This window comes from Acinetobacter sp. YH12128 (assembly GCF_013418655.1).
Lineage (GTDB): Bacteria > Pseudomonadota > Gammaproteobacteria > Pseudomonadales > Moraxellaceae > Acinetobacter > Acinetobacter amyesii.
This window is the reverse complement of sequence record NZ_VPBO01000022.1, coordinates 41,678-67,813: the sequence shown is the minus strand read 5'-3', so window position 1 is coordinate 67,813 and position 26,136 is coordinate 41,678. Positions and strand designations below refer to the sequence as shown.

Annotated in this window: 27 protein-coding genes and 1 pseudogene; 17 read left to right on the top strand and 11 right to left on the bottom strand. The window is 37.9% G+C overall.

Annotated elements, in window-relative coordinates; all coding sequences use genetic code 11:
• Positions 1–125 precede the first annotated feature (125 nt).
• Positions 126–964: pseudogene (locus tag FTU64_RS12450) on the bottom strand (IS3 family transposase); the annotation flags it as partial.
• 121 nt (positions 965–1,085) lie between these two features.
• Here FTU64_RS12450 and FTU64_RS12445 point away from each other — a divergent pair.
• Together FTU64_RS12445 and FTU64_RS12440 are read left to right on the top strand one after the other, a co-directional pair.
• Complete coding sequence (locus tag FTU64_RS12445) at positions 1,086–1,655, top strand: hypothetical protein (RefSeq protein WP_180042250.1); 570 nt, start codon at positions 1,086–1,088, stop codon at positions 1,653–1,655.
• A 262-nt stretch (positions 1,656–1,917) separates the two neighbouring features.
• A complete protein-coding gene (locus tag FTU64_RS12440) occupies positions 1,918–3,078 on the top strand; it encodes an MFS transporter (RefSeq protein ID WP_180042248.1) in 1,161 nt (386 codons plus the stop codon).
• 24 nt (positions 3,079–3,102) lie between these two features.
• Here the strand turns inward: FTU64_RS12440 and FTU64_RS12435 are convergent, their stop codons facing one another.
• On the bottom strand, positions 3,103–4,485 hold the full coding sequence (locus tag FTU64_RS12435) for a sensor domain-containing diguanylate cyclase (RefSeq protein ID WP_257222251.1): 1,383 nt from the start codon (positions 4,483–4,485) through the stop codon (positions 3,103–3,105).
• A gap of 299 nt (positions 4,486–4,784) precedes the next feature.
• Here FTU64_RS12435 and FTU64_RS12430 point away from each other — a divergent pair, with 299 nt between their 5' ends.
• Entirely contained in the window at positions 4,785–5,267 is a 483-nt protein-coding gene (locus FTU64_RS12430; protein ID WP_168379494.1) for a hypothetical protein, read from the top strand.
• A 74-nt stretch (positions 5,268–5,341) separates the two neighbouring features.
• Here the strand turns inward: FTU64_RS12430 and accC are convergent, their stop codons facing one another.
• Genes accC through aroQ form a run of 3 tightly spaced genes read right to left on the bottom strand, consistent with a single transcriptional unit; the run spans position 5,342 to position 7,608 of the window.
• The gene (accC, locus tag FTU64_RS12425) at positions 5,342–6,703 is read right to left on the bottom strand and encodes an acetyl-CoA carboxylase biotin carboxylase subunit (protein WP_111885487.1); all 1,362 of its coding nucleotides are present in this window, start codon (positions 6,701–6,703) and stop codon (positions 5,342–5,344) included.
• 17 nt (positions 6,704–6,720) lie between these two features.
• Positions 6,721–7,137: an acetyl-CoA carboxylase biotin carboxyl carrier protein gene (accB, locus tag FTU64_RS12420; protein WP_078190790.1), complete on the bottom strand. Its 417-nt coding sequence runs from the start codon at positions 7,135–7,137 to the stop codon at positions 6,721–6,723.
• Between the two features lie 15 nt (positions 7,138–7,152).
• A complete protein-coding gene (gene aroQ / locus FTU64_RS12415) occupies positions 7,153–7,608 on the bottom strand; it encodes a type II 3-dehydroquinate dehydratase (protein WP_078190789.1) in 456 nt (151 codons plus the stop codon).
• Between the two features lie 1,119 nt (positions 7,609–8,727).
• On the opposite strand from aroQ, the gene FTU64_RS12410 reads away from it, so the two are divergent.
• The 9 genes from FTU64_RS12410 to FTU64_RS12370 all read left to right on the top strand — a co-directional run bounded on the left by FTU64_RS12410 (position 8,728) and on the right by FTU64_RS12370 (position 14,283).
• Complete coding sequence (locus FTU64_RS12410; RefSeq protein ID WP_180054637.1) at positions 8,728–9,096, top strand: hypothetical protein; 369 nt, start codon at positions 8,728–8,730, stop codon at positions 9,094–9,096.
• Positions 9,097–9,099: 3 nt separating this feature from the next.
• On the top strand, positions 9,100–9,492 hold the full coding sequence (locus FTU64_RS12405; protein ID WP_180050770.1) for a hypothetical protein: 393 nt from the start codon (positions 9,100–9,102) through the stop codon (positions 9,490–9,492).
• Between the two features lie 583 nt (positions 9,493–10,075).
• Positions 10,076–10,336 carry a hypothetical protein gene (locus FTU64_RS12400; protein WP_168379492.1) on the top strand — a complete coding sequence of 87 codons (261 nt, stop codon included), beginning with the start codon at positions 10,076–10,078 and terminating at the stop codon, positions 10,334–10,336.
• 3 nt (positions 10,337–10,339) lie between these two features.
• A complete protein-coding gene (locus FTU64_RS12395; protein ID WP_252725865.1) occupies positions 10,340–11,095 on the top strand; it encodes a zeta toxin in 756 nt (251 codons plus the stop codon).
• Positions 11,096–11,138: 43 nt separating this feature from the next.
• Positions 11,139–11,384, top strand: coding sequence for a hypothetical protein (locus FTU64_RS12390; RefSeq protein WP_180050773.1), 246 nt, complete (start codon positions 11,139–11,141; stop codon positions 11,382–11,384).
• Positions 11,385–11,625: 241 nt separating this feature from the next.
• Positions 11,626–12,039: a YeeE/YedE family protein gene (locus FTU64_RS12385; RefSeq protein WP_180005525.1), complete on the top strand. Its 414-nt coding sequence runs from the start codon at positions 11,626–11,628 to the stop codon at positions 12,037–12,039.
• A gap of 2 nt (positions 12,040–12,041) precedes the next feature.
• Positions 12,042–12,461 carry a DUF6691 family protein gene (locus tag FTU64_RS12380; RefSeq protein WP_180008166.1) on the top strand — a complete coding sequence of 140 codons (420 nt, stop codon included), beginning with the start codon at positions 12,042–12,044 and terminating at the stop codon, positions 12,459–12,461.
• Positions 12,461–13,345 (top strand): MBL fold metallo-hydrolase, encoded by an 885-nt coding sequence (locus tag FTU64_RS12375; RefSeq protein ID WP_180059885.1) that lies wholly within the window; start codon positions 12,461–12,463, stop codon positions 13,343–13,345. Before FTU64_RS12380 ends, FTU64_RS12375 begins: the two co-directional genes overlap by 1 nt.
• Before the next feature lie 176 nt (positions 13,346–13,521).
• Positions 13,522–14,283, top strand: coding sequence for an alpha/beta fold hydrolase (locus tag FTU64_RS12370; protein WP_180059883.1), 762 nt, complete (start codon positions 13,522–13,524; stop codon positions 14,281–14,283).
• Between the two features lie 43 nt (positions 14,284–14,326).
• On the opposite strand, the gene FTU64_RS12365 is transcribed toward FTU64_RS12370, so the two are convergent.
• Genes FTU64_RS12365 through tssH form a run of 6 tightly spaced genes read right to left on the bottom strand, consistent with a single transcriptional unit; the run spans position 14,327 to position 21,969 of the window.
• Positions 14,327–15,283, bottom strand: coding sequence for a M15 family metallopeptidase (locus tag FTU64_RS12365; protein ID WP_180059881.1), 957 nt, complete (start codon positions 15,281–15,283; stop codon positions 14,327–14,329).
• On the bottom strand, positions 15,280–15,951 hold the full coding sequence (locus FTU64_RS12360; protein WP_180059879.1) for a hypothetical protein: 672 nt from the start codon (positions 15,949–15,951) through the stop codon (positions 15,280–15,282). Before FTU64_RS12360 ends, FTU64_RS12365 begins: the two co-directional genes overlap by 4 nt.
• 12 nt (positions 15,952–15,963) lie before the next feature.
• The gene (icmH, locus tag FTU64_RS12355) at positions 15,964–16,767 is read right to left on the bottom strand and encodes a type IVB secretion system protein IcmH/DotU (RefSeq protein ID WP_078190778.1); all 804 of its coding nucleotides are present in this window, start codon (positions 16,765–16,767) and stop codon (positions 15,964–15,966) included.
• 9 nt (positions 16,768–16,776) lie between these two features.
• A complete protein-coding gene (tssK, locus tag FTU64_RS12350) occupies positions 16,777–18,141 on the bottom strand; it encodes a type VI secretion system baseplate subunit TssK (RefSeq protein ID WP_180059877.1) in 1,365 nt (454 codons plus the stop codon).
• A gap of 5 nt (positions 18,142–18,146) precedes the next feature.
• A complete protein-coding gene (gene tssA, locus FTU64_RS12345; RefSeq protein ID WP_180059875.1) occupies positions 18,147–19,277 on the bottom strand; it encodes a type VI secretion system protein TssA in 1,131 nt (376 codons plus the stop codon).
• Positions 19,278–19,296: 19 nt separating this feature from the next.
• Complete coding sequence (tssH, locus tag FTU64_RS12340; RefSeq protein ID WP_180059873.1) at positions 19,297–21,969, bottom strand: type VI secretion system ATPase TssH; 2,673 nt, start codon at positions 21,967–21,969, stop codon at positions 19,297–19,299.
• Positions 21,970–22,342: 373 nt separating this feature from the next.
• Here tssH and FTU64_RS12335 point away from each other — a divergent pair, with 373 nt between their 5' ends.
• The 5 genes from FTU64_RS12335 (at position 22,343) to tssE (ending at position 26,133) form a co-directional block, all read left to right on the top strand.
• Positions 22,343–23,038, top strand: coding sequence for a hypothetical protein (locus FTU64_RS12335; RefSeq protein ID WP_180054649.1), 696 nt, complete (start codon positions 22,343–22,345; stop codon positions 23,036–23,038).
• 15 nt (positions 23,039–23,053) lie between these two features.
• Positions 23,054–23,557, top strand: coding sequence for a type VI secretion system contractile sheath small subunit (gene tssB / locus FTU64_RS12330; RefSeq protein ID WP_078193364.1), 504 nt, complete (start codon positions 23,054–23,056; stop codon positions 23,555–23,557).
• Positions 23,550–25,034 carry a type VI secretion system contractile sheath large subunit gene (gene tssC / locus FTU64_RS12325; protein WP_168379480.1) on the top strand — a complete coding sequence of 495 codons (1,485 nt, stop codon included), beginning with the start codon at positions 23,550–23,552 and terminating at the stop codon, positions 25,032–25,034. The genes tssB and tssC overlap by 8 nt, the downstream gene beginning before the upstream one ends.
• Before the next feature lie 48 nt (positions 25,035–25,082).
• Positions 25,083–25,586, top strand: coding sequence for a type VI secretion system tube protein Hcp (locus FTU64_RS12320; protein WP_078190771.1), 504 nt, complete (start codon positions 25,083–25,085; stop codon positions 25,584–25,586).
• A 70-nt stretch (positions 25,587–25,656) separates the two neighbouring features.
• Positions 25,657–26,133, top strand: coding sequence for a type VI secretion system baseplate subunit TssE (gene tssE, locus FTU64_RS12315; RefSeq protein ID WP_078190770.1), 477 nt, complete (start codon positions 25,657–25,659; stop codon positions 26,131–26,133).
• Positions 26,134–26,136: the final 3 nt, after the last annotated feature.

Sequence of the window (26,136 nt, the reverse complement as noted above, 5' to 3'; positions counted from 1 at the left end):
GCAAGTAACTTGGACCAGTGTTGATCATTTAGCATTGTTCGAGGCATAGCGAGTGTAAAATTGGGTTTGGCGATTTAATTTTACTATCTCGCTATTTTTTTAATCAACAAATGTCAACAGACCCTAAATATTTCAGGTCGACCATATTTTTCAATAGCTTCATTTAATGTTTCTATGCAAAATGTAACCTCCATACTAATCGATACTCTATGCGCAAGTACCTTGCGGCTATGCCAATCAATCACAACACATAAATAAACAAAGCCTTTTGCCATAGGGATATACGTTATATCCGTAGACCACACTTGATTACTGCGCTGAATAGCCAATCCTTTGAGCAGATATGGATATTTGCGGTGAGCTTGATTAGCCTGGCTTAAATTTGGTTTGCAATATAACGCATTAATGCCCATTTTCTTCATTAAAGTACGTATATGACGTCGTCCTATATGATGTCCTTGACGATTCAACAAATCACGCATCATACGGCTACCTGCAAAAGGGTATTGCATATGTAACTCATCCATACACCGCATCAGCTTCAGATCTGATGCACTCACAGGTTTTGGGCGATAGTAATAACAACCACGGGAGACTTTCAGCAGCTGAGCTTGCTTAGATACTGAAATCTGAAGTGAGTCATCGATTAACTTTTGTGGTTGAAGCGGCCCAGTTTCTTCAACACACCTTCTAAAAAATCAATTTCTAATGCCTGCTCACCGATTTTTGCATGTGGTTTTTTTAGATCGATGGGTGGTTCTGTTGGAGCTTTTGATTGCTCGAAAGCTTGCGAGGAAGCTGAAATCAGTTGATTTTTCCAGTCGATAATTTGGTTTTGATGAACATCAAATTCAGCACTCAATTCAGCAAGTGTTTTTTCTGCTTTAATCGCAGCAAGTGCTACCTTAGCTTTAAAATCATTTGAATGATTTCTTCTTGGTCTACGTGCCATAAAATACTCCATATATTGATGTTTATAACATCATTTGGGGAGCAAAATATCACTTATAAGTGTTGTTCAAATTTCCTGATCCACCTCTTTCATTCGTAAACTCAAAATCGGCTATCTCCTAAATAACAAAGGAATGAGTTCAGTTCAGATAATTAAAAATTTAAGCACTGAAAAGATGGTGCTAGAAATATTTAAGAAAAAGGCGATCGTTGGTAAACATATGCATAGTAATAAATGTATGTTTAACAATAGAACGACGAATGAATGGCTGTCTGAAGATGATAGTGTTGAAGAGTTTATTTTTGAGCTTGTACGTATGGGCTGGATAAAATTGAATCGACCACCTGAAGAGAGTAGATTTTGGCAGATGATTCACGACGAAGATGGTAAAATGTTTGGAGTGTTTAATGCTGTTGAAAAAACTTTTATTTATGATTGGATTGCTGGCAAATCTATAGATCCTAAGCAAAATCAAGTGAATAATGAGTATGTGAAAAACTTCCTAGAGACCAATTCATTTAATTATTTAGCTAACCATGAAATGGCTGAGCTTAAGAAACAATTTGATGGAAATACGAATACAGGATATAAGATCAACAAACTTCTAAAGTATTTAGCGCCTCATATGCATCATCAAGAAATTGGTTTATGGAGTACCCAACGTATTGTTGAATGTTTATTTCCATCTCTAGCTCGTCAATAAAATAAATACTCCAAAAGATTTATAACTTTCATCGTCAAAAATAACCGCCTTCGGGCGGTTTTTCTTTTATGCGAAAAACAGTGATAAAATAGTGAAAATTAATGAGTTTTTAAAGCAGTCTACAAAAAATCAAAAAAAATATTTTTTTGCAATTTGTAGACTCATTTGTAGACTGTTGAGCTACAAATACAGCCAAATGAGTGCAATCTTATATAACCATTAACTTATTTAAGTGTTTGAAAATACAAGTGAATATAACCAAATGCAATCAATTCCAATCCAAACAAAACTAGGTGGATTCTACTTTTTCTATTATTCAATAGTGGGTACATTCATGCCGTATTGGAGTTTGTATTTAGAGGATCAAGGGTTTAATTATCAAGAAATAGGGGTTTTATCTTCGATTGCAATTGTGACACGTTTTTTTGCCCCATTTATTTGGGGTTGGATTGCAGATAAATCCGGCAAGCGCATGCTTTTAGTTCGAATCGCAACATGGATGGAAGCCTGTATTTGGTTTCTGATTTTTATAATTCCCAACAGTTTTCAGTCTGTTGCATTACTCATGCTGGTTTTTAGTTTCTTTCAAAATGCCATATTGGCTCAATTTGAAGGAGTAACTTTATTTTGGTTAGCTGAGCGGCGTGCAGAACTTTATGGAAAAGTCAGAAAATGGGGATCAGTTGGTTTCATTGTTGGGGTATTTGGAATAGGGGCTTTGCTAGAAATAATACCTGTTTCCATGCTTCCTATCATGTTGTTATGCATTGCATTTCTCGCATTTATTTGGTCATTTACGATTAAAGAGCCCGCTACTGCACCATCTTCACAGAAAAAACTTGAACCACTTTGGCCTATCTTAAAACGGCCTATTGTAGCGAGTTTTTTTATCATTGAATTTTTTCTGCTCTTTTCGCATGCACCGTTTTATAGTTTTTATAGCAATTACCTTAAGCAGGCCGATTTTTCGACGAGCCAAATCGGTTTTTTATGGTCTGTCGGAGTCATTGCGGAAATCATTATGTTTGCCTATGCCAATGTCTTTTTTAATCGATATTCTTGGCGTAACTTAGTGCTCATTTGTTTGGGGCTAACAGGGATGCGATGGTTGATTGTAGGCTTATATCCGGCGGTGTTTATCACTCAATTTGCTGCGCAAACGATTCATGCCTTCAGTTTTGGATTATTCCACTTAATCGCGATGCGAATCATTTTTCAAAATTTTACCGCAAGTCAACAAGGGCGAGGTCAAGCGCTATACAGTACCATGTGGGGCTTAGGTGTTGCGAGTGGCAGTATTTTAGCAGGTCGATATTGGGACATGCTTTCGGGACCCGTTATTTTTATGATCGCAGGACTGGCGGTTCTACCTGCCATGTTTTTGGTCGTGGGCTTGCCTAAAACGATTCAAAAGCCAGCTTGAAGCAATTCAGTATATTGATAAGTCTCAATGGACTAAAATCACCTGATTACGGCCGAGCTCTTTGGCTTGATATAAGGCCTGATCGGCTTGATTAATCATACTTTGCAAACTTGGAGCATTGGGCAAAGACTGATGAATCAGACCAATACTCACCGTAATATAAATCGTATTTTGTTCATCAATGAAAATAGGTGTGGTTTCAACGACTTTTCGGATACGTTCAGCGATACCTTGGGCTTCAGGTGCTGCAATGTTGGTAAGTAATATACTAAACTCTTCACCACCTATACGTGCAAATAAATCTGTTTCACGCAAATTCTTACGTACAATACCAGAAAATTCCTGTAAAACTTGGTCACCGACATAATGCCCATATTGATCATTCAATTGTTTAAAATGATCAATATCTATCATGATAATGGAAAAGTTAAGCTGAATTTGGTTTTGTAGGTAAAGCTCACCTTGCTCGAAAAAATATCGACGATTCATCGCATGCGTTAAACTATCATGATTTGCAAGGTATAAAACTTCTTTATACAGTTCGTGCCGATTGCGGCTAATAATACAAAGAATTAATGGAGCGATTATCAGCATGGCAAGGCCAATGCGTACAGAAATGGCTGTAGACAAGTAGGTGAGTGATGAATCATGTAAATAGAAGGCATTTAAATTGTAATAGGTCGCTAAAATGACTACGGCATTAATCAGAGATAGGGTAAATAATCGATAGGTTAAAGCTGCCCAAATCAGAGCCGCTAAAGGGTAGAGAATTGCGCCCGGACCAGTAGTCACTGTCGTTAAAAATACGCAGAAGATAACCGCAATAGCTGGAAATATCTTGTTGATTTGAAAGCTTTGATTGCGTCGGTCTTTGCAATACAGTTTAAGATCGGCCAGTTTAGGAAAAGACAGAATAAGCGGTAATATAATCAGCGCATTTAATATTTCAGTAATCCACCACATACCAAAATCAATCGACAATCGATCGGTCGACATAAACGTGTTGGGGATATAAGGCACAGTGAAAATAGCAAAAAGAGCACCTGCAAGGCATCCACCACAGGCGATGATGACAATCATGGTCAGAAAGGTGAAACCTTTATTATAGTTTTGATAGTTCACCTGAAAATATCGCATAAAAAATAGCGATACCATGCTGTTGGTTAAATTTGAAAAAGTGAGAAATAAAGTGAGTTGGAAATAATTGCCCGTCACTAAATCTGCGAGCATATAACCGGTAAATGCACCTAACCATCCTCCCAGATTACTCAGTTTAGGGAACCTTAAGAATATTGCTAACAATACTGCATTCGCAGGCCAAAAAATCGCTAAATAGCTTAATGGGCGGCTGAAAATACCGACTAAGCAGCAGCAAAGAATAACTGCAGCGACTATGACAAAAGCCATGCTGTGGCGTGCATTAAGCGGAGCAAGACTATTCGAATGCAGTTTCATTAGCTTATGTAAGCCTAAGTTAAATATGGGAGAATTCGTTTTTTTCGAATATTAAACGATAAAAAAGATTTTATATTATTTTATTGTAAATAGTGTGATTTGTTTGGCATTTAGCTGATTTGTAGTTTCGTTAACGGAGATTGATTTTCTGGATAAAGATGAAAAATGATTGTTATGAAAATGTGATAAACCGCGGATTTGTAAAAAAATGTGTTACTTTAAGAGCATGATTTATATGACTGATTAAATGTATGAAAATAGCATATCTTACAGTTTTACTCATGTTGAGTTCATCGTTGGTGATGGCGGCAGATAATAAGAATACAACTCAAAATTCAGAGGCTAAAAATCAAGTTGAAGCTATAAATAGCTTTAGGGTGACAACACGTTCTGAATTGGTTGGCTTATGGGGCATGGAAATTCCGACCAACAAAAAGTGCGTCGAATATTATAATTTTAAGAGCAATAATGATGTAGTGATCAAAAGTGGTGAAGAGTGGTCATCTGGGGTATATGACTATCAACCTGCGCAAGATCCGAATGTGCAAATTCCAGCACTGATTTTACAAGTAAAATATGACAATAATCAGATGGATTGTTCGGGCAATATTCAAGATCAAACCGGCGAAATTTCACAGTACTTTGTAAAGTGGAAAAGTCCATCGGTTATTAATTTCTGTGCCAATGATCAGGCTCAGCAGTGTTTTGCGACATTGCGTCGAGTTTTGCCTTAAGTATGACATATTGATATTTCTTCTTATGAAAATAAAAAACCACTCATTTGAGTGGTTTTTTTGACGTTGAAGATTTATTTATCTTCATGTCCTTCGACTTTTTTCAATAAATGCTTTTCAAGATAGTGAATATCCATAGCTTGTTCGCAGAAATTTTTATCTTGAAGAATCAAATCTTTATGTAGCGGAATATTGGTTTTCACGCCAGTTAAGATAATCTCTTCCAGAGCTTGTTTCATGCGCGCAATAGAGGTTTCACGATCTTTACCATGCGCAATGAGTTTTGCAATCATTGAATCATAGTATGGTGGGATGCTATATCCTTGATAGATATGAGAATCTAATCGGATACCTGCGCCACCCGGTGCATAAAAATGGTCGATTTTACCCGGTGAAGGCATAAATGTAGATGGATCTTCTGCATTAATACGACATTCAATCGCATGACCTTTAAGTTGAATATCTTCTTGTTGAAGATCCAAACCTAAGCCAGCAGCAATGCGTAATTGTTGCTCGATAATATCCACACCAGTTACTTGCTCAGTAACAGGATGTTCTACTTGTACACGAGTATTCATTTCAATAAAGAAGAATTCACCTTCTTCAAATAAGAACTCAAATGTACCAGCACCACGGTATTGCATCAATTTACAAGCATTTACACATGCTTCAAGAATATGCGCACGTGCTTCTTCAGGTAAACCCGGTGCAGGCGCTTCTTCAAGCACTTTTTGATGGCGACGTTGCAATGAACAGTCACGATCATAAAGGTGAATTGCATGGCCATTACCATCTGCAAGAACTTGCACTTCGACATGGCGTGGCTTTTGAAGGAAACGTTCCATATAAACGGTGTCGTCACCAAACCACATTTCCGCATCACGTTGAGCGGCTTGTACAGATTCGAGTAGCGTGTCTACACGTTCAACGATACGCATACCACGACCACCACCACCTGAGGCAGCTTTTACAATCAATGGGAAGCCAATTTCTTTGGCTTCTGCCAATGCATTGTGAATCGTTACAGCATGGTCACAACCCGGAACTGTTGGTACGCCAGCTTTTTTCATCGCAATAATGGCAGAAACTTTGTTCCCCATTAAGCGAATGTGTTCAGGACGCGGACCGATAAAGATAAAACCTGAGTTTTCTACAATTTCTGCAAACTCAGCGTTTTCAGATAAGAAACCATAACCTGGATGGATGGCATCTGCACCGGTGATTTCAGCCGCTGTAATAATGGCAGGGATATTGAGATAACTTTCGCTGCTGGCACCTGGTCCAATACACACTGCTTCGTCACAGAAGCGTAAGTGCATTAGGTCTTTGTCGGCATCGGAATAAATCCCTACGGTTTTAATTCCTAAAGTTTTGCAAGCGCGGGTGATGCGGAGCGCAATCTCACCACGGTTTGCAATTAAAACTTTTTGCAACATTGTGATTCCCCGTGGTCTTAAGCGCGATAGCGGAATAATGGTTGACCGAATTGGATCACTTCGCCATTTTTAACCAAAATTTCTTCAATTACACCGCTTTGAGTTGCTTCAATTGGGTTCATGATTTTCATTGCTTCGATGATACCGAGTGTTTCACCAGCAGATACAGTTTGACCAACTTTCACAAATGGTGCTTCACCTGGATTTGGCGCAGCATAGAACACACCAACCATAGGAGACGGCTCAACAGCACCACGTGGTGAACGAGGTGCAGCAGGCGCAGCGGCAGGAGCAGCCATAGCAGGCGCAGCGGCAGCAACTACTGGATTGCGACGAGTTAGAGCAATCGATTGATCGCCTTCTTTAACTTCAATCGCCTGTAAGTCAGATTCAATCATCAAATCGATGAGTTTCTTGATTTTACGGATATCCATGAACAGTATTCCTAATTAAGATTGAGAAGTTGGTTGAATTTTTTCGATGGCGAAGTCTAGTGCTGCGGCATAGCCTTTTGCACCTAAACCACAAATAACGCCAACGGCTTTATCAGATAGATAGGAGTGATGTCTAAATGCTTCGCGAGCGTGGACATTTGATAGATGTACTTCGATAAACGGAATGGCTACACCAAGGAGGGCATCACGCACAGCAACCGAAGTATGTGTTAGGGCTGCTGGGTTAATAATGATAAATTGAACGCCTTCTTGTTGCGCTTGATGAATTCGGTCGACGACAGCGCCTTCCCAATTACTTTGGAAAGTGTCGAGAGAAATGGAAGCGTTTTGAGCCTGTGAAATCAGTTTTTGGTTAATATCTTCGAGTGTTAGATAGCCATAAACTTCGGGTTCACGTTTTCCCAGTAAGTTGAGATTCGGTCCATGAATGACCAAAATGGTCGAGCTCATTCAGCCTGCTCCAATAAAAAGTTGCAAATTTACTTTGCAAGATACCTGCAAAGTTTGCTCATTATGGCATAAAATTCCACATTTTTTTTATAATTTCTTTGAATTGACGTGAAAAGCATGTGCCGAGAATGGGCTATATAATGCGAACTTTGCAGAGAATTGGCAATGTTAAAAGATTACATTTTTTATCATTATATTGTAGGGCATCATTTTAAACCCAATTGGCTAAAACTGTTGATATCTTTTGTGTAAACTTGCTTTATCGTGGTGCATTCGTGTAGCAATAACCAATACAAATGATCTGAAAGGTGAGATGGCCTGTACATTTGTCTTATAGATCGTCAGTTGAACTGCCTACGCATGCATAGTCGTAAAGATAGTATTTATTCAGCGTATTAAAAATTCTAAGGTTTAACTTATTTCACGCGTAAAGGAATCTAAATTGTTCTCAGTTTTCAATCGAGTTATTTGAAAGAATAAATCAGGTTTGTGTGCTAAGTATATAAAAATTAAAAGATAGTTACTTTTTCTATGGTTTATAAAGCATATTTCTAGGCCAATGAAATTTTTTTCATAGATGATAGGGCTCAAGCTAGATATTTTGTTTGCCTTAGCGAATTAAATATTCTGTGGGAGCATTTCCTTATAAGTAGGCAGCTTTAGATATGATGAACATTTATTGCCTAGCTAAGTCATACTTTATAGACCTATATATAAGCGTATTAACCATCCTGTGTATTTTCTAGTCAGTGTTTTGAATCTATGAAACGTGCAAGGCATTGACGATTTCTTTCATAAATCATGTAAGTTTGGAAAATCGGGTATTTGTCCAAATTTGCACAGGCATTGGCAAAAGTTAAATCTGTGGTGGTAAAGAAGCTTGCTGTTTGAATGTTGATTCTATTTTTTTTCGTCTATTTCTGTGTTTGAGCGGTATATGTCTTAAATTAAGTTTCCTTTATTCCTGTTTATACCTTTACATGGAATCTACAGCATTGAGTCTTTTGTTATAAATGAATTGATAAAACAAGGCACGAATGCTTTCGCACGGAAAAAATTTATCTATATAAGTGTAATTCACGGTAGAATGCCCGAAACCTATATGGCCTGAGAACAAACATGGCAAAACATACGCAAAATTCATCACCTTTGGCAGAACTGATTGCAGAACAAAAACTTTTATGTGAAGAAGTGGGTTCTGCATATGTAGAAGTGCAGGGCAATGATGTAATTGCTGTGGCTGTCCATACCTTAAATAAAGATCCAATAGTTGGTATTCGTAAGCCTGCAGAAGGTGATGAAAATGTCAGTTGGTATATTTATGGCGGCGAGCTTGAAGGCGCAGATAACTTTGAAACAATGACTGTGCGTAAACTGCAAGATGTTGTGCCTGAAGTGCTACCGTATTTAGCTTTGGATGTGGGCTATCGTTTTATGATCGATGCTGATGATTATGAAGATGTCTGGAAAGAAGGTGATGAGGCTTAATTTATGCATTCTCCGTTGATGTATAAACTTTATGTCTTTATTTTTTCTGTGTTTACTGCTTCTGTAGCATATGCAAATGTGAATGAAGCGGTTACTCCACAACTGACTCAAGCTGAATATAATGCTCAGATACATACATATACTGAGCAAATTAATTCAACCAAAGCCATTTTAGATGACCCTACATCTACTGCAACGGGTCAGCAGCAAACTCAAGCATTTTGTTTAAGATTGAATGCATATCGACAGATTTTAGAAATATCTCAGCAAAACTCAGCTCTTGAAATGGCCAATCTAATGCGAGTGGCTTCACAGCACTATTTACAACAACAGCAACAGAGTATGCAGTCATCTGGCTTAAACGAAAGTGCATTTTGTTCGAGTCCTACAAAATAATTTAGGTTTAAATTTCTCTGCTTAAACTTTTGGGCTCTAGTCTAACTTTCTTTCATTTTGTTCTATTTTTCATAATTCGAAATGGTCTAATATTTCAAAATTATTACAGCATTATTCACTATAGGTGCAGTTTCTAATAATCTTAGAAGTTGAAAATGTAGATTGTCAGAAAATGATATAAAATATGCTTAAATTGACAAGTCCATCACATTATTATGATCAAGTTAGAACGATTTATATGCAACAAACATCCCTGGTCCTGTTGCATAGGTCAGTACTAATACATCAACTTGTTGATGTCGTTCTCTTTTGGCCACTGAATAAGTGGCTATTTTTTTGTGAAAAATTAAATGCTTAATTGGGTGATAAATCCAATGTAGGTAACTTTTACATAATTCTTGCTTTACTATCCACACACATTGACTCATATACGACATTCTTTTCGAGCAATACAATCAAATGATTTAAGCATTTTGAATTTTTATCAATTTCTTCTCAGGATGACTGATGGATAAATAGACAAATATTGCGAGTATGATAAGATGATTGAACACATTATTTTTGATGTTTGAGGAGTTGTTACATGACAGCTTATACTTCAGTAATGAAAGCAAGCCAATATGAGGACGATATGATCCCGAGCCTTGCTATCCATGCATTTCGCCATGCTTTTGAACAAGCAAGTGCGTCATCCACTGTGGTTTATGTAAAAGGTCTACAACTGGTTCAACGTCTGCAAAATGGTCAAGAAGTACAAATAAAAGATGTATCAGCCGACTTTGTACAAGTGGATGATCTACCAAAAATTTTAAAACGAAAAAAGAAAATAGAGGAAATTGTTTAATACATGCCTCCACAACCTCGCATTAGAATGTTCGCGGGTCCAAATGGTTCAGGTAAAAGCACAGTTAAAGAATATTTATTGCCCCATCATATTGGGGCATATTTAAATGCGGATGAACTCGAAGCTCAACTGAAACATTCACACCGGCTCAATTTGTTGGATTACCATCCCGCTTTAAAATCCGAAGCACTAATTGACTTTCTATATACGAAAAAGCGTCCCGCTGATGGAGAATTTATTCCGCTATTAGCACGAAAACCTCAGATATTAGATCCGTGGAAAATTGAATTTCATCCAGATCAGATTGATTCATATCTTTGTGCAAGAATTATCGATTACATCCGTTTGCAGTTTTTAGAACTAAAAATTAGTTTTACCTTTGAAACGGTGATGTCCCATATTTCCAAGGTGGAGTTTCTACGCGAAGCAAAAAGAAAAGGCTTTCGAACCTATCTATATTATGTTTCCACTATTGATCCTGTTATCAATATTTCACGTGTTCAGTACCGCGTGAAAACGGGTGGACATGGTGTGCCAGAACAAAAAATTCGCGAACGTTATTATCGAAGTATGGATCTGTTAATGCAGGCGGTAGAAGCAACGGATCGTAGTTATTTATTTGATAACTCTGCCGATGGACAGCATGCTTCTTTCATTGCGGAAATTGAACAAGCTGAAATTTTAAAGATGAATTCAGGTATTCAGCGTTTACCTTGGTGGTTTGTAGATAAGGTGCTCAAAGAGTTTGAGCCAAATTAATATCAACTGAACGTAATAAAAAACAAAATAACAGGATGAACCTATGCAAAATAACGACTATGAATTACAACAACATTCAAACTCATCTCCATTAGATCAAACTCATCTTGATCAAGCCATTGAGCAGCAAGCTGAACAAGAACAGCAAAAAAATAGTACATCATTTGATCCTTTATCTTCTCTAGATTTGACCGACTTAGCTGAAATTGGTTCGAATATTATAGAATTGGGTTCAGATGCTTTAACGTGGGTGAGCGATGCACTCAGCGATATCAGTATTGATCTATAAACTATCTATTATTTCAATTAACTTCATAATAAACAGCCTTTATTGAAAAATCTCCGAGGATATATTTCGTGATTTTTCAAGTTTATAAATTATTTCTAAATAAATTAATCAAACACTCTTGAAACGTTGAATTTTTCAATCAGGAAAAGGCAAGTCAGAACGAATATTTCGGTTGGAGGGCTTGCATCTTTTTTTAAATAACATATTATAAAAACATATATTGTTTTTGTGGCTGATGAATATGCATCCCTTTCTAACCGCTTTTCTCGGCGGGACCTTATTGGGCCTAGCCGCAGTTGGCTACCTATACGTACATGGTCGAATCGCCGGTATCAGTGGTTTAATTGCGCAAATGTTGAATCCTCAAACGATTTTAAAAACACCTGCGATATGGTTTTTAGCGGGACTTTTTATTGTGCCTTTTATCTACGGGAAAATGACCTCTGTGACAATTGAACTTGATGCAAGCCCATGGATGATGATCATTGCCGGGGTATTGGTTGGATTCGGAACGCGATTAGGTTCAGGTTGTACAAGCGGACATGGCATTTGCGGTATTAGTCGTCTTTCTAAGCGTTCATTCGTTGCAACTGCTAGTTTTATGTTGGCAGGGATTATCACAGTTTATGTAATGAGACATGTAATCGGAGCTTAATGATGAAAAATATATTGGCTTTTATTTTTGGTGGAATTTTCTCATTAGGTTTAATGATTTCTGGCATGTCTAATCCAGAAAAGGTCTTAAGTTTCCTTGATATAACAGGGCAGTGGGATGCGAGTTTAGCTTTTGTGATGATGGGAGCCATTGCAGTTGCATTTATTCCATTTCAAATGGCCGTTCGTCAATCAAAACCGACAACCTTTGATGGGACGGCGATTGAATTACCGAGTAATAATCAAATTGATGCAAAACTCATCATGGGGAGTGTTATCTTTGGAATAGGTTGGGGAATTGCAGGAATCTGTCCAGCGCCAGCCTTTACTTTGATTGGACTTGGCTACTATCAAGCAATTTATTTTGTTGTGGCGATGTTTGCAGGCGTCTATCTACATCGAAAATTTGCGGGAGCAAATTAATGTCAAAGCGTGCACAGGTACAACCTTTTTTTGATGAAAATACCAATACATTCAGTTATGTGGTATCTGATCTACAAACAAAACGATGTGCGATTATAGACAGTGTATTGGATTATGATGCTGCTTCTGCAACTACTCAAACGAAGCATGCAGATTTGATTGTTCGCTATATTCAAGAAAATAGCCTAAGCGTAGAATGGATTTTAGAAACGCATGTGCACGCAGATCACTTAACGGCATCACAATATTTAAAACAGGTTCTTGGTGGCAAAATTGCGATGAGCCATAACATCAAGATTGTGCAGGAAACATTCAGCGCCATTTATAATTTTGATGTGAAATATTTTAATTCACATCAGTCTTTTGATTATTTATTTGCAGATCATGAAGCATTTAAAATCGGCGAGTTAAATGCGTATAACATTCCAACGCCTGGACACACACCTGCTTGTCTGAGCTATGTGGTTGGTGATGATGCTGTGTTTGTCGGTGATACCTTATTTATGCCTGATTATGGCACAGCACGCTGTGATTTTCCCAAGGGCAGTGCAGCAGTATTATTCGATTCAGTACAAAAGATTTATCAGTTAGCACCTGAAATGCGCTTGTTTTTATGCCATGACTATTTACCAGAAAATCGGTCAGAATACTGCTGTGAAAGCAGTGTACATGCACAAAAGGAGCAGAATATTCATATTCACGTTGGTACGAAAAAAGAAGATTTTGTCACAATGCGAACTCAGCGTGACGCAAAATTGGCTATGCCAAAACTGATTTTACCTGCAATACAAATCAATATGGATGCAGGTAAATTTCCAAAACCAGAAGGGAATGGTATTCGCTATTTAAAAATTCCTTTTAATCACTTTAAATCTGCAAATTAAAGACAAAGATCTTTTAGGTTGATTGCGGTTGGCTATTTCATTTATGAAATAGCCTAAGCAAGTTAAATCATATACCACATACAAATAGCCTAAGTAAGACTAATAGTTTTTAACTGTCATTTGATTTCATTCCGTCAACTAGGCATCATAATATCAACATAGCAAAGTATTCAAAAATGATCCTAAATTACGAATATCATCAAAAATTAGAGGGCGAAACGCACCCGCTAGTCTTTATTCACGGTTTATTTGGCAGCCTCAGTAACTTAGGGATGCTTGCCAGAGCTTTTCAAAATTCACATTCTGTCATTCAGCTTGATTTACGAAATCATTGTAAATCACCTCAAAGTACAGAAATGGATTATCGTGAGATGGCAAACGATGTACTCGAAACATTAGATGCGATTGGCATCGATAAGTTTTCAGTGATTGGCCATTCCATGGGAGGCAAGGTCGCAATGCAATTGGCTTTAATCTCAGAGCGGGTAGAGCAACTTGTTGTATTGGATATCGCGCCCTTTGCATATCAAGAACGTCATCATGATGAAATTTTTAAAGCATTGATCGCCGTAAATAATGCGCAAATTCAATCTAGACAAGAAGCGGTTGAAATTATGCGTGAGTATATTCATTCGGATATGGTGATACAGTTTCTACTCAAGTCGTTTAGTAAAGGACAATGGTTGTTTAATGTAGATGCGTTGTATCAACAGTATGACCAAATTATTGGTTGGGAAAATGTCGGAAATATTTGGCAACTGCCTGTATTGTTCCTCAAAGGTGGAGAGTCACCTTATATTTCAAAAGCGGAACATACTAAGGCTATAGAACACCAATTTCCACAAGCGAAAATTGTTGAGGTAGAAGGCGCAGGCCATTGGTTACATGCTGAAAAAACAGCTAAAGTTGTAGAAGAAATACAAAATTATCTAGAATAATACAGTGTGCCTTCACTGATATTCTGAAGGCACAACATCGAAATTATTCAATCGAAATATTATTGGCTTGAAGTTGACCTTCAGACGTGAGTAATGCAGCCATCTCTGCTGTTTTTTTCAGCCCTGGCATTCGATATTCTGTATGACCATAATCTTGAATAGATTTCCAGCGTCCGCCCCATGTTAAACCAACAGACTCAGCGGCTTGACCATAAAGTTGATAACCACGCATAGCCCAAGGGTCTCGTTCAGTAATGACCACTTTGCCATTGCGTTTAAATGCAACATCAGCTGCTAAACCAAACTGATGATAACTTTGGAAGCCACGGGCACGAGTGGTATTTTTATTGGTGGCTAAATTATTTTGACGTTCTGGACTACGATAACCTTCGAGTAAAACCATTTCATAGCCATGTTGTTCACGCATAATTTTAAACACCATCAATAAACGCTGCTTATAACGTGGGTTCATTTTATGCCATTTACGATCTGCTGAAGGTATATCCGTAGAGTATGAATGCGTATGGATATCTTGAACTTCTGGATTGAAACTTAAGGCCATAACAGATGGCTGCTCAACCATTGCTGCTTCTTCTGCGATTGCCTCTTGAACAAGATATTCTTCAACTTCAGGAGGTGCATCTAAAACCTGTCCATCGAGCATAGCGTAAATTTGTGGATCGACTTTACGTAAATAATCAGCTTCTACTTTACTTGCAGTAATCGGGCGAGTAAAAGCAAATAATAAAATACTGGCAAACAGTAAAAAGCCTGCAAATAATATCCACCATTGTTGTAAATGCCAGTGTGATTGAATCTGTTGTGGTGCTGCTGCATAGTTCAGTTCATAAGCAAAATTTTTGGCGTGCTGAATTCTTTTTTTACTTTGTGGAATGATTTGAAAGAAAAAATCCTGAACTTTAATTCTGAGTTCATAAGAAAAACAAAGCACTGTCACCAGTGCTAAGACAAAGAAACAACTAACCAAAAAGATGATCATGGGGAAACTGTAGCGCTCACAGTCGCATTCGCCGTGTTTGTTGCAGCAACCACTTTCGGACGTTTTGTTTCAGAAATTTGCGTTCCGCCCATCGGCTCTTCAAAGTGCTCATCTTCTTTTGCTGCTTTTGTAGATGGCTCTGTAGGCTTGGTCACCTTGGCTGTTGTTGGTGCAGCTTTTGGTTTTGCTAATGTAGCTGGAATATGTTGTTTAACTGTTGTTGTAGCAGCTACAACGGGACGCTGTGGTTGGGTAATTTCAAAAGGTGAACGGTTATTCGCTACAGCTTGAACAGGCTGAGTTACCTTAGTCGTATTGCCATGATTGAAAGCAGTAGCTAAATCATTCGAATATAAACCACTATCCTGATCTTTTTCTTCAGTTGCATGAACGGTTTGCGGTGCTTTTTCAGCTGAAGCTTGCTCATTTTCGTTTTGACGGGGTACAGCGGATGCCTCAGTTTCAGCTTTATCTTCAGTTGGGGCAGAAGTTGTCATTTCTGCATTTGCAGGCTGATCGTCAGAACTTAGATAAAAATATCCCAGGCCAACAACAATAATCACCGCTGCACCAACAAGAAAGCCGATAGCAGCATGAGCTAAAGGCGGTAAATTATTTTTTTGAGTCGACTGTAAAATTCTAACGTTATTCGATTTTTCGTTTGCCATGGTGTCTAAGTCTTATGGTAAATGAATGGTGATATAAGCCTGTTCCGATGGGGCAGTTATGACGTTTTGATATTGTGATAACGCCTGATTATTTTGGCTAGATAACATATATTTCAGTCCACCAAATGCTAATACAGCAAACAATGCCCAAAAGATAATGATCCAAAAAAATGGTAATTCACGGTGAATAATATTTTTAATTTGATCCGGCAGTGCCGCGAAAGGCGAAAACGCCTTTTTACCTTTCATATAATCAATTTCATCGCCGACACGTGCAACGAGTGAATTGAGCATTTCAATCGATTCAAGTCGGTATTTACCATGAAAACCAAGGAGCATGCAGTAATGATAAACTTCAAGTGCTGCTAAACGATCTTTATTCTTAGAACGAATTTGCTCTAAATTTTCAAAAAAACGATAACCTGCTAGCTGTGAACCAAAAAGACTTAATTGCAGTGGATTCATCATCCAATTGTTTTGTAAATCAAAAAAACGTGCATCTTGTTGGGTGACAATGGTTTCATCTAATAAAGCGCAATAGGCATATTTTGCGTCCGTGATATCTTCATTGCTGAATTGAAGCTTACGGGCTTGGCTTTCAAATCGGTTTAATAGATCCATAATTTTTGTCCTGAAACTTTCAGGGCTGGATGGAACATATTGATTTTTGAGTAAAAATACGATGTAAAAACCATCATGCAGTAGATCAACTAAATTGGTTGAACTGTTGATTTTCGGTTCAGCACTTGGTTTTGAAGAGCCTAATCCAATTTGACCATCGTCAAAAAGTGAAGGGGCATTATTTGAAATATTCATGATTGCTCCTTAACCATTCATCACTGCAATAAGTTCAATCGAGATATCTTGGAAGCCAGCTGGTATGTAAACGCAAATCGATTCAGAATCAAGCATACGTTGATACAAATCATTATTTGGCTCAACTTCAAAATAACTCACACCTGAACGTACTGGAATTGCTGTTGGCACTTGCATCATATGTTGCAATGGAACAGCAGGTAAGGCCGCCATGACACGCTGTTCAACATCAACGGTATTACCGACTTTAAAGCGCAGCGGTACATAAGAAATAATGTCATGTGTCGGCATCACGCTACTTGAAACAGCTAAATACAGGCGAGAATCACGAGTAATTTTGTCACTTTCAAGACTGCCCACCCAGTAGGATTGACGGGTTTCTTTCAAGTTAATACTGATATATCGATTTGAAATAATCGTATCGAGCAACTCACGTAAAATCACATCTAATTGAGCAAAACTTTCTTGCAAATTATGATGTTGATACTGCGGAAGCTGATCTACTTCGTAAGCTGTCGAGAAGGTGAGCAAGGAACCTGTCAGACGCAATAATTCAAAATACAAACGTTCAGGATGAATCAGTGGATATTGCAATAAATGGTTTAATGTTGCATGCGCAGTATTTAGCGCATTAACCAACCAAAACGACACAATATCGCCTGAACGGAATTCAATTAACTTTTGTTCGTTTTCACGATTATTCGATTGAATGGTTTTAATTTTAGCTTTAATAATATTGAGCGTTCGTTTAAGCCCGGTAATCAGTGAATCACACGAACTAATATGTAATATTGGTGGGATAAATTGATAATCTAAAACAAAATTACCTGAACTTTGGCGCTTAATTCGGCCTATAGGCATGTAAAGAAAACCATCAAGATTGTGCTGTGGTTCTTGGCCTAATTCAAAGATTTTAAACTCTGCACGGCGGCGTAATAAAGTAATTTCCGCAGCCGTTGCATCTGTAAACAAATCATGAGTTTGAGTCAAATGTGAATGATAGCGACTCGATTGGGTATTTTCTTCAAAATTGACGTTCCGTTTATTCGGTTGAACGATCGGTAATGCCAAATAAATTTGCATTTCACCACGTAAATTTAATGAATCAAGCAGTACAGGCTCAGGTAATAAGTCTTGTGCAGGTGCTTGATAAATCTCGCCATCTTGCCAAATCATTTCAACTTTATTCAAAGCCAAAGTATTGGTACTGAGTTGTGATTCATCAAAATTTAAACTTTGAATACCATAAGCGAACGGTATCGTTGCGCGAACCGTATGGTTTAAACGCTGTTCATGATAAGCATCTTGTAATTGAAAGTGTTGTGGGCGTAAAAATAATCCTTCACCCCATAAAATTTTTTCTGCTTTAAACATTGTTTTTACCAGTCGCTATTCGATTCATTGCTTTGTTGCTGAACACCTAACATTTCTTGTACAGCTTCAAGAGGGTTTTCATCCTTAATCACATGAGTTAACCATTCATGCAGAGGCATTTGTGACCATTTAATGGTTTTTTGCAGCATATAGCTGACAGGACTATGCGGCTCATTTACTTGGAAATAGTCCGCAATATCTTGCAAGACTTTCATGGCTTGCTCACGGTTTTCAAGATGATTTTGCACTTGAGGTTTAAATTGCTGTGTATGCTGTTGTTGTATTATTTGCATATCATTCTGCACGGAAGTTACAGTGGAAAGTGTATGGCTTTCAATTGGAGAATTTGATTGAACAGGTTCAGCACTTGATGAATTGATAAAAGCATCTGCTTTATAGATTTTTTTCAAGCTCAAGTGAATCATTTCGATTTGAGAGTCAATACCAGCAAAGCTTGGCGCATCTAACCCCATCAAACCATCAAGAGTCGTTTTTAAGTTTTCCCAATGATTTAAAATATCTAAAAACTGTTGGTAATACTGGTATTGAATTGATTTTGACGTATTGAACAAGGCATGTTCAAACTGTTCCATACCATTAAACGACTCTTCTTGATCATCATCTTCATGGTTAGATTTACGTCTTTGGTTTTGAACATGCAGCAGTCGATCATAGTCGGACAGGGAATACGCTGCCGTACCATGAACGATTGAAACTGATTTAATTAATGTTGGGATTTGATTAATTATCCCTTGTAATAGACCTAGACGTTGATCAAGGTCATCATCCTCAATTTCAGGATGAAGTTGTAGCCAAAAGTCTTGCAAACTTTTTTGTGTAAGTTCAATCCCTTTGGCAATCCCTTCGAAACCATGAATGTGAGTCCACGCTTCAAGCAACCAACCATATAGGCGAATATCTTTTGTATGTTCGCGAAGTAGATCTGACGATTTTTGGTGCACAAAGCCCCAATCTGCCTGTTTTGGTTCTGCGATCCAGTCGCCTTGATCCAAGAGCGGGTCATCTTGTGTTTTAGCTTTTTTAATTGCATGAAAATCATTTGAAAATGAAAAATCACTACCGCAAGGTAAATCATCCGTAATCGGTTGCAATAAAGCGTTGAGCTCTAAACTCATATTCTACATCGTTCCTAACTTATGCTTCTAAGGTTTTGGTCTTTTTGCTGCTGCGTTTTTTCGCAGGTTTACTTTTAGGATCTAAAACATAAATAATTTCATCGTCTTTGACATCGATTTCAATGACTGATGGAATCTTTTGTTCACTCATTGCCATGAGTAATTCAGTGGCTAAAGCAGGTAAGACCGTCGCATTTAAAATGTTATCGACATTACGCGCACCACTATCGACCTCAGTACAGCGACTTAATAATAATTCGACTAAATCGTCGGTATAACGTGTTTGCGTACCATATTGTTTTTCAATACGCGCGGTGATTTTACCTAATTTATGCTGAATAATGCGTACGAGCAGATCATCGTGCAATGGGAAATACGGTACGATACGCATACGACCTAAAAATGCCGGCTTAAATTGTTTATATAAAGCTGGTTTTAATACATCTAAAAGTTCTTCTGCTGACGGCCATTCTTCTACTGGCTGATTTAAACAGGCCTGCATAATGGCACTTGAGCCTGCATTTGAAGTCAATAAGATCGTAGTATTTTTAAAGTCAATGACACGACCTTCGCCATCTTCCAAAGTACCTTTATCGAATACTTGGTAGAATAGCTCTTGAACATCGCTGTGTGCTTTTTCAATCTCATCGAGCAAAACCACACTATATGGATTTCGGCGAACTGCTTCGGTTAATACGCCGCCTTGGCCATAACCGACATAGCCCGGAGGAGCGCCTTTTAAAGACGAGACGGTATGTGCTTCTTGATACTCAGACATGTTAATGGTGATTAAATGTGACTCACCACCATATAACTCGTTTGCTAACGCGAGTGCAGTTTCGGTTTTACCCACACCACTTGGGCCAACCAGCATGAAAACGCCTTGAGGTTTATTTGGATCTTCCAATTTTGCCTTAGAGGTTTTAATGCCTTGTACCAGTTGATGCAGTGCATAATCTTGACCCATCACACGTTGTTCTAACTGTGCTTCAAGCTTCAAAATTTGCTGAATTTCATCATTCACCATTTTACCAACTGGGATACCGGTCCAGTCTGAAATGATTTCATTAATAATTTGGGCATTTACACGTTCAAAAACCAGCGGCGTTTGACCTTGTAAAGTTGCCAGTTGGTTACGAATATTGCTTAAAGTTTCAATATTTTCTGGTTTTTGCTCGGACTCTTGTTCAAGCGTTTTAATTTGTTGAACAAACTCGAGTTCTTTTTTCCACTGCGTTTCAGTCGACTGAATATCTTGTTCCAGCGTAGATATTTGTGTTTTTACATTTTCAATGCGTTCGTGGTGAATCGGAATATTCTTATGTTCATTTTCAAGAATTGCTAATTCAAGCTTCAAATTATGTAATTGAGCTTGAAGTTGATCCAATTTTACAGGTTGTGCATTTTGAGTTAACGCAACACGCGCAGAAGCCGTATCTAAGACACTAATCGCTTTATCAGGCAATTGACGGCCAGTGATATAACGGTGTGATGCATGAACTGCTGTAACAATAGCTTCATCGTCAATTTGTAAATTGAAATGTTTTGCCATTACGGGAATCATGGCACGCAACATGTCAATTGCAACTTCCTCAGTCGGTTCATCGACCTGAATTACTTGGAAGCGTCGGCTCAATGCGGCATCTTTTTCAAAATACTGCTTATATTCAGCCCAAGTCGTTGCGGCAATGGTTCTTAACTCACCACGTGCAAGCGCCGGTTTTAATAGGTTTGCTGCATCATTTTGACCTGCTTGACCACCCGCACCAATCAACGTGTGTGCTTCATCGATAAATAAAATGATTGGATGTGCAGAGGCTTGAACTTCATGAATGACTTGTTTTAAGCGATTTTCAAATTCACCTTTAACACTGGCACCCGCTTGTAGTAAGCCCATATCTAAAGTATGAATGCTGACATTTTTTAAAGCATTTGGAACTTGGTTGGTTGCAATTTTTAATGCCAGACCTTCAACAACGGCCGTTTTACCGACACCAGGCTCACCCGTTAAAATCGGATTGTTTTGACGACGACGCATCAAAATATCTAGCATTAAGCGGATTTCAAACTCACGACCAATCACAGGATCTATGCCGCCATTTTTAGCTTTTTCAGTTAGATTAATGGTGTATTGGTCTAGAGCAGGTGTTTTAACTGGCGTTGTTGCATTCGTTTGTGCTGCTGATTTTTCATCTGGTGATACCGTTGCTAAATCTTCATTTTCAATGCTCTTTAGGCAAAGATCTAAAAATTTATGTTTAATCGTATCGATAGGTAATAAATCGAACAGGGAAGAGGCTCTTGCTGCAATTTGGTATAAGTCTGGCGCGGTAAGCAGTGCAACAAGTAAATGACCACTACGAATTTGTGGATTTTGTTCAGCAGATGCTAATAACCAAGCTTGTTCAAGTAAGCGCACAATGGATTGGGCAAAAATCGGGGTGCGCGTATTTCCTTTTGGAAGTTGAGCGATACTTTCTTTGAGGTCATCTGCCAAACCGTCTGCAGAAACTTTGTATTTTTCTAAGAGTATTTGAAGGTCATTTTTATTGTTATAGGTTAATAATTCGAGTAAAAAATGTTCAATTTCGATTTCATAATTTTGCTGTGAAATACATGTATTGGCTGACTTTTCGAGTGAAATGCGGGCGTGAGGTGAAAGTTTAGTAATTAAAACTTTTAAATTATTCATAAATAACTCATCAAATTTAGAATCCACAGTACGAAATTTTACAAGTTTGACTGTGATCTCTTTTTTCTTGCTATAAAAATAAAAACTTTAAAATCAACACCTTATATATTATTAGTGTCTTGCTTTAGGCGATATAATACAGACTAAATAAAAAAAGGAAAAAGATTTTTTTATAAAATGAAACAAAAAAAAACAAATCGTCGACAAACTTTGGAGTATTTGGCACATTTTTGTATTGACTCTATGTGCTTATTTTTTGTTAAATCTGCAGCATATTTTTAATTTTGATAAATGAAGAGAAAACCCACGGGAAAATAAGTGGTGATTTCTCCACATAAATTAAGTTTTAGCACGTAGAAATACAGAGGCAATTTTGAATAAATTTAGTGTTTTATTACCTATAATTTTAGCAGTCAGTTTAACACAAACCGTTTTTGCAAAAGATAAAGCGGCATCTGTGAAAAAATCCTGTTTAAAGGATTATCCACTGGCAGTAGGTGATACAGATCCAGAGATTATTGGTTTTTATAATCAGTTATGTGACAAAAAAAATAAGAAAAATGAGAACTTAAAAAATGAAATCTTTGTAGATATTGCCAAAAAATATCAAGCCAATGGTTACAATTTAAAAGCATTGCAAGCGGTCAATCTGCTGCGAGAAAAGAACTATCAGTCGCCTGAACTTACTGATGTCACTTTTTTAGCAGGTATCGCTATTTCTTATAATGCGCTGAATCATATGCGGAGTAATGAAAATCGTACTCTAGATGAACAGACCTATTCTCCTGCCAAAGTGTTGTCGGATAATATTCGTTATATTCAGCCGACGATTGATAAATCTACGTCTGTTGCAGCAGATGTTCGTGAAAAAAGTACAGAATCTTCGAGCAATGTGAAATCTAAACAGACAACACCAGCTAAAAAACGAACCAATACAGCGTCTACCAAGCCTAAACAAACGACTACAGCTGCAAGCAAAAAGAAAACCACCACGACAGCAAAACCGCAGACTACAGCGAAAAAACCTGCTACTGGTGGTTCACCTTTCGATACATTGAAGAATAAATAACAAGGAAAAGCACTCATGGCAAAACGTGAAAGTGTACAGAAAAAACTTCAACGAATTCGTCCTCCTCGTGTTCAATTGACTTACGATGTTGAAGTTGGCGACGGTAAAGAAATTAAAGAGTTACCATTCGTTGTTGGGGTGTTAGGTGATTTCTCTGCGGCATCTGAAGTAGAGAAAACTAAATTAAAAGACAAGAAATTCATTAATGTTGATTTAGATAATATTGATGAGGTAATGGAGTCTTTAGCGCCACGTGCTAATTTTCAAGTTGAGAATACCTTGACTGAAGACGGTGGAAAAATGTCGGTAGATCTTACATTTAAGAGCATGGCCGATTTCACTCCAGAGCAAGTTGTACAACAGGTTGATCCATTACAAAAGTTAGTTGCCGCGCGTGAGCGTCTGTCTGACTTGCGTAATAAAATTTCAAATAATGAACGCTTAGAAGATTTACTGGATGAAGTGTTACATAACACTGATCAAATTCGTAAGTTGAGTGTGGAGGCAGAAAATGAGTAATTTTAATACTGCAACTGCTGCAAACCTTGAAGCAACTGAAGAATATTCGCTTTTAGATTCAATTGTTGAACAAAGTCGTATTGCGCGTACAGATCAAGAACATGATCGTGCAAAAAGTCTGATCGGTGAACTTGCCAAAGAAGTCATGGCAGGTACCATCACCGTTTCGGACAATATGACTTTATCAATTGATAAGCGTATTGCTGAAATTGATGCGTTGATTTCATCTCAGTTAAGTAAAATCATGCACCATGCTGAATTTCAAAAAATTGAATCGACATGGCGTGGTTTGTATTATTTCTGCCAAGAAACACCTTCAAACTCTTTAACAAAAATTCGTATGTTAAATACGACGAAAAAAGAGCTGATTAAAGATTTCCAAGGTGCGACAGATTTTGACCAAAGCACGTTGTTCAAAAAAATCTATGAAGAAGAATATGGATCGTTCGGTGGTGCGCCTTATGCAACATTGATTGGTGATTTTGAGTTTGACCGTACACCTTCTGACATGTACTTGCTTGAGCAAATTTCACATGTCGCGGCGGCTGCACATGCACCGTTTATTTCGGCAGCAAGCCCGAATATGTTGGGTCTAGAATCTTTCACTGATATTGATCGTCCACGCGATGTGTCTAAAATCTTTGAAACTGCTGAATATGTACAATGGCGTTCATTCCGTGAAAGTGATGATGCACGTTATGTTGCATTGACAATGCCACGTGTATTGGGTCGTTTGCCATATGATCCAAAAGAAGGTATTGCCACTGAAGGATTTAACTTCGTTGAAGAAGTTTCAGGCGAAAACCATAATGAATATTTATGGATGAACGCGGCTTATGCCTTTGGTACACGTTTAACCAATGCTTTTGATATGCATGGTTGGTGTGCTGCGATTCGTGGTGTAGAAGGTGGTGGTTTAGTTGAAGGTTTGCCTGTCCATACGTTCAAAACCAATGATGGTGAAGTGGTCTTTAAATGCCCAACTGAAATTGCCATTACAGACCGTCGTGAAAAAGAACTGAGTGATCTTGGTTTTATTCCGTTGGTACACTGCAAAAATACGGATTATGCAGCATTTTTCGGTGCGCAATCGACGCAAAAACCTAAAAAATATGATAGCGATACAGCAAATGCCAACTCTGCATTGTCTAGCCAGATCCAATACATCATGGCAGTTTCACGTATTGCACATTATTTAAAAGCAATGATGCGTGACAAAGTGGGTAGTTTTGCATCAGCGGGTAATGTTGAGACCTTCTTAAATGAATGGTTGTCGCAATATGTATTACTCGATGATGGTGCATCTCAAGAAGCTAAAGCTCAGTATCCATTGCGTGAAGCTTCTGTAAAAGTTGTAGAAAATCCAGCTTTGCCTGGTCACTACAAATCTGTGGTTTTCTTAAGACCACATTTCCAGTTGGATGAGTTGTCTGTTTCATTACGACTTGTGACCGAGTTACCTCAGTCCTCAAATTAATTTTGGGTCAACACTATAATAACTTTAAATAAATAGGTATTCAGAACAATGAAAGATATATACATTCAATTTCGTGGTAAGTACAAAGTAGACGGCGAATCTCGTGATGCAGAGCACAAGAGTTGGTTAGAAGTAAACTCTTGGACGCATAACATCCGTCAACCTAAATCTGCGACTTCTTCAAGTGTGGGTGGTCACACTGCAGAACGTGTAGAACATTCTGATATGGTTTTTGTTAAAGATTTAGACGCGACAAGCCCTAAACTTTGGGAAGCATGTTCAGCAGGTTATACATTTGATGAAGTTCAAATTGATTTCTACCGTGCGAATGGCGATAAACGTATTAAATATCTTCAAATCAAACTGAAACATGTGTTGGTTTCTAGTGTGACTCCAACTGTAAATGATGAAGGTGTTCCGCACGAATCATTTGGTTTGAAATATGCTGCAGTAGAGTGGACATATAACCAACAAGATATTAACGGTACTGCGAAAGGTGCTGTTACTAAGAAGTGGTCATTATCTAACAACACTGCTTCATACGCGGCGTAATAGATGGATTCAGATAGAGGCTAACTTGGGTAGCCTCTATTTTCATTTTTTTAAATATTTATAAGAAGATATGAATCTCGATCAGCTTTATCCTTATGGTTTTAGAACGACATTATTTGACCGCTTATTACCAGCAGATGCTCAGCAGACTCAAGGTCTGTCTTTGCAAGAACTTCGTGAATCTGTTGCCTCCGATTTAGAGGATCTCCTCAATAGTCGGGTGGCAAAGTTAGATGAACTGATTGATGACTTTCCATTAGCAAAAAAATCTATTTTGCAATTTGGCATTATCGATTTTGTTGGCTTATCGACTGCAAATCCATCGGATCGCGACAAAATTTGTCAGTCAATTGAACAATCGATTGCTGCACATGAACCGCGTTTAAAGCAGATTCGAGTCGAAATGCTCATGGATGGTCATAATATGGGGGCACTATGTTTAAGTATTCAGGCATATTTAAATATTCATCCTTTATATGAACCGGTTATTTTTGATGCCTTATTAAAACCAACAACACAACAATATGTTATTTCTCCAAGAGCTTAATGA

What these genes read in the sequence shown, in the direction of transcription:
- FTU64_RS12380 (WP_180008166.1), top strand. Translation starts at nt 12,042, where the DNA reads ATGAAAAATATATTGGCTTTTATTTTTGGTGGAATTTTCTCATTAGGT.
- tssC (WP_168379480.1), top strand. Translation starts at nt 23,550, where the DNA reads ATGAGTAATTTTAATACTGCAACTGCTGCAAACCTTGAAGCAACTGAA.
- FTU64_RS12365 (WP_180059881.1), bottom strand. Translation starts at nt 15,283, where the DNA reads ATGATCATCTTTTTGGTTAGTTGTTTCTTTGTCTTAGCACTGGTGACA.
- tssK (WP_180059877.1), bottom strand. Translation starts at nt 18,141, where the DNA reads ATGTTTAAAGCAGAAAAAATTTTATGGGGTGAAGGATTATTTTTACGC.
- FTU64_RS12405 (WP_180050770.1), top strand. Translation starts at nt 9,100, where the DNA reads ATGCATTCTCCGTTGATGTATAAACTTTATGTCTTTATTTTTTCTGTG.
- FTU64_RS12445 (WP_180042250.1), top strand. Translation starts at nt 1,086, where the DNA reads ATGAGTTCAGTTCAGATAATTAAAAATTTAAGCACTGAAAAGATGGTG.
- accB (WP_078190790.1), bottom strand. Translation starts at nt 7,137, where the DNA reads ATGGATATCCGTAAAATCAAGAAACTCATCGATTTGATGATTGAATCT.
- FTU64_RS12395 (WP_252725865.1), top strand. Translation starts at nt 10,340, where the DNA reads ATGCCTCCACAACCTCGCATTAGAATGTTCGCGGGTCCAAATGGTTCA.
- FTU64_RS12320 (WP_078190771.1), top strand. Translation starts at nt 25,083, where the DNA reads ATGAAAGATATATACATTCAATTTCGTGGTAAGTACAAAGTAGACGGC.
- FTU64_RS12360 (WP_180059879.1), bottom strand. Translation starts at nt 15,951, where the DNA reads ATGGCAAACGAAAAATCGAATAACGTTAGAATTTTACAGTCGACTCAA.
- tssB (WP_078193364.1), top strand. Translation starts at nt 23,054, where the DNA reads ATGGCAAAACGTGAAAGTGTACAGAAAAAACTTCAACGAATTCGTCCT.
- FTU64_RS12435 (WP_257222251.1), bottom strand. Translation starts at nt 4,485, where the DNA reads ATGGCTTTTGTCATAGTCGCTGCAGTTATTCTTTGCTGCTGCTTAGTC.
- tssA (WP_180059875.1), bottom strand. Translation starts at nt 19,277, where the DNA reads ATGAGTTTAGAGCTCAACGCTTTATTGCAACCGATTACGGATGATTTA.
- aroQ (WP_078190789.1), bottom strand. Translation starts at nt 7,608, where the DNA reads ATGAGCTCGACCATTTTGGTCATTCATGGACCGAATCTCAACTTACTG.
- FTU64_RS12430 (WP_168379494.1), top strand. Translation starts at nt 4,785, where the DNA reads ATGAAAATAGCATATCTTACAGTTTTACTCATGTTGAGTTCATCGTTG.
- tssE (WP_078190770.1), top strand. Translation starts at nt 25,657, where the DNA reads ATGAATCTCGATCAGCTTTATCCTTATGGTTTTAGAACGACATTATTT.
- FTU64_RS12390 (WP_180050773.1), top strand. Translation starts at nt 11,139, where the DNA reads ATGCAAAATAACGACTATGAATTACAACAACATTCAAACTCATCTCCA.
- FTU64_RS12410 (WP_180054637.1), top strand. Translation starts at nt 8,728, where the DNA reads ATGGCAAAACATACGCAAAATTCATCACCTTTGGCAGAACTGATTGCA.
- FTU64_RS12385 (WP_180005525.1), top strand. Translation starts at nt 11,626, where the DNA reads ATGCATCCCTTTCTAACCGCTTTTCTCGGCGGGACCTTATTGGGCCTA.
- accC (WP_111885487.1), bottom strand. Translation starts at nt 6,703, where the DNA reads ATGTTGCAAAAAGTTTTAATTGCAAACCGTGGTGAGATTGCGCTCCGC.
- FTU64_RS12440 (WP_180042248.1), top strand. Translation starts at nt 1,918, where the DNA reads ATGCAATCAATTCCAATCCAAACAAAACTAGGTGGATTCTACTTTTTC.
- tssH (WP_180059873.1), bottom strand. Translation starts at nt 21,969, where the DNA reads ATGAATAATTTAAAAGTTTTAATTACTAAACTTTCACCTCACGCCCGC.
- FTU64_RS12370 (WP_180059883.1), top strand. Translation starts at nt 13,522, where the DNA reads ATGATCCTAAATTACGAATATCATCAAAAATTAGAGGGCGAAACGCAC.
- icmH (WP_078190778.1), bottom strand. Translation starts at nt 16,767, where the DNA reads ATGAATATTTCAAATAATGCCCCTTCACTTTTTGACGATGGTCAAATT.
- FTU64_RS12375 (WP_180059885.1), top strand. Translation starts at nt 12,461, where the DNA reads ATGTCAAAGCGTGCACAGGTACAACCTTTTTTTGATGAAAATACCAAT.
- FTU64_RS12400 (WP_168379492.1), top strand. Translation starts at nt 10,076, where the DNA reads ATGACAGCTTATACTTCAGTAATGAAAGCAAGCCAATATGAGGACGAT.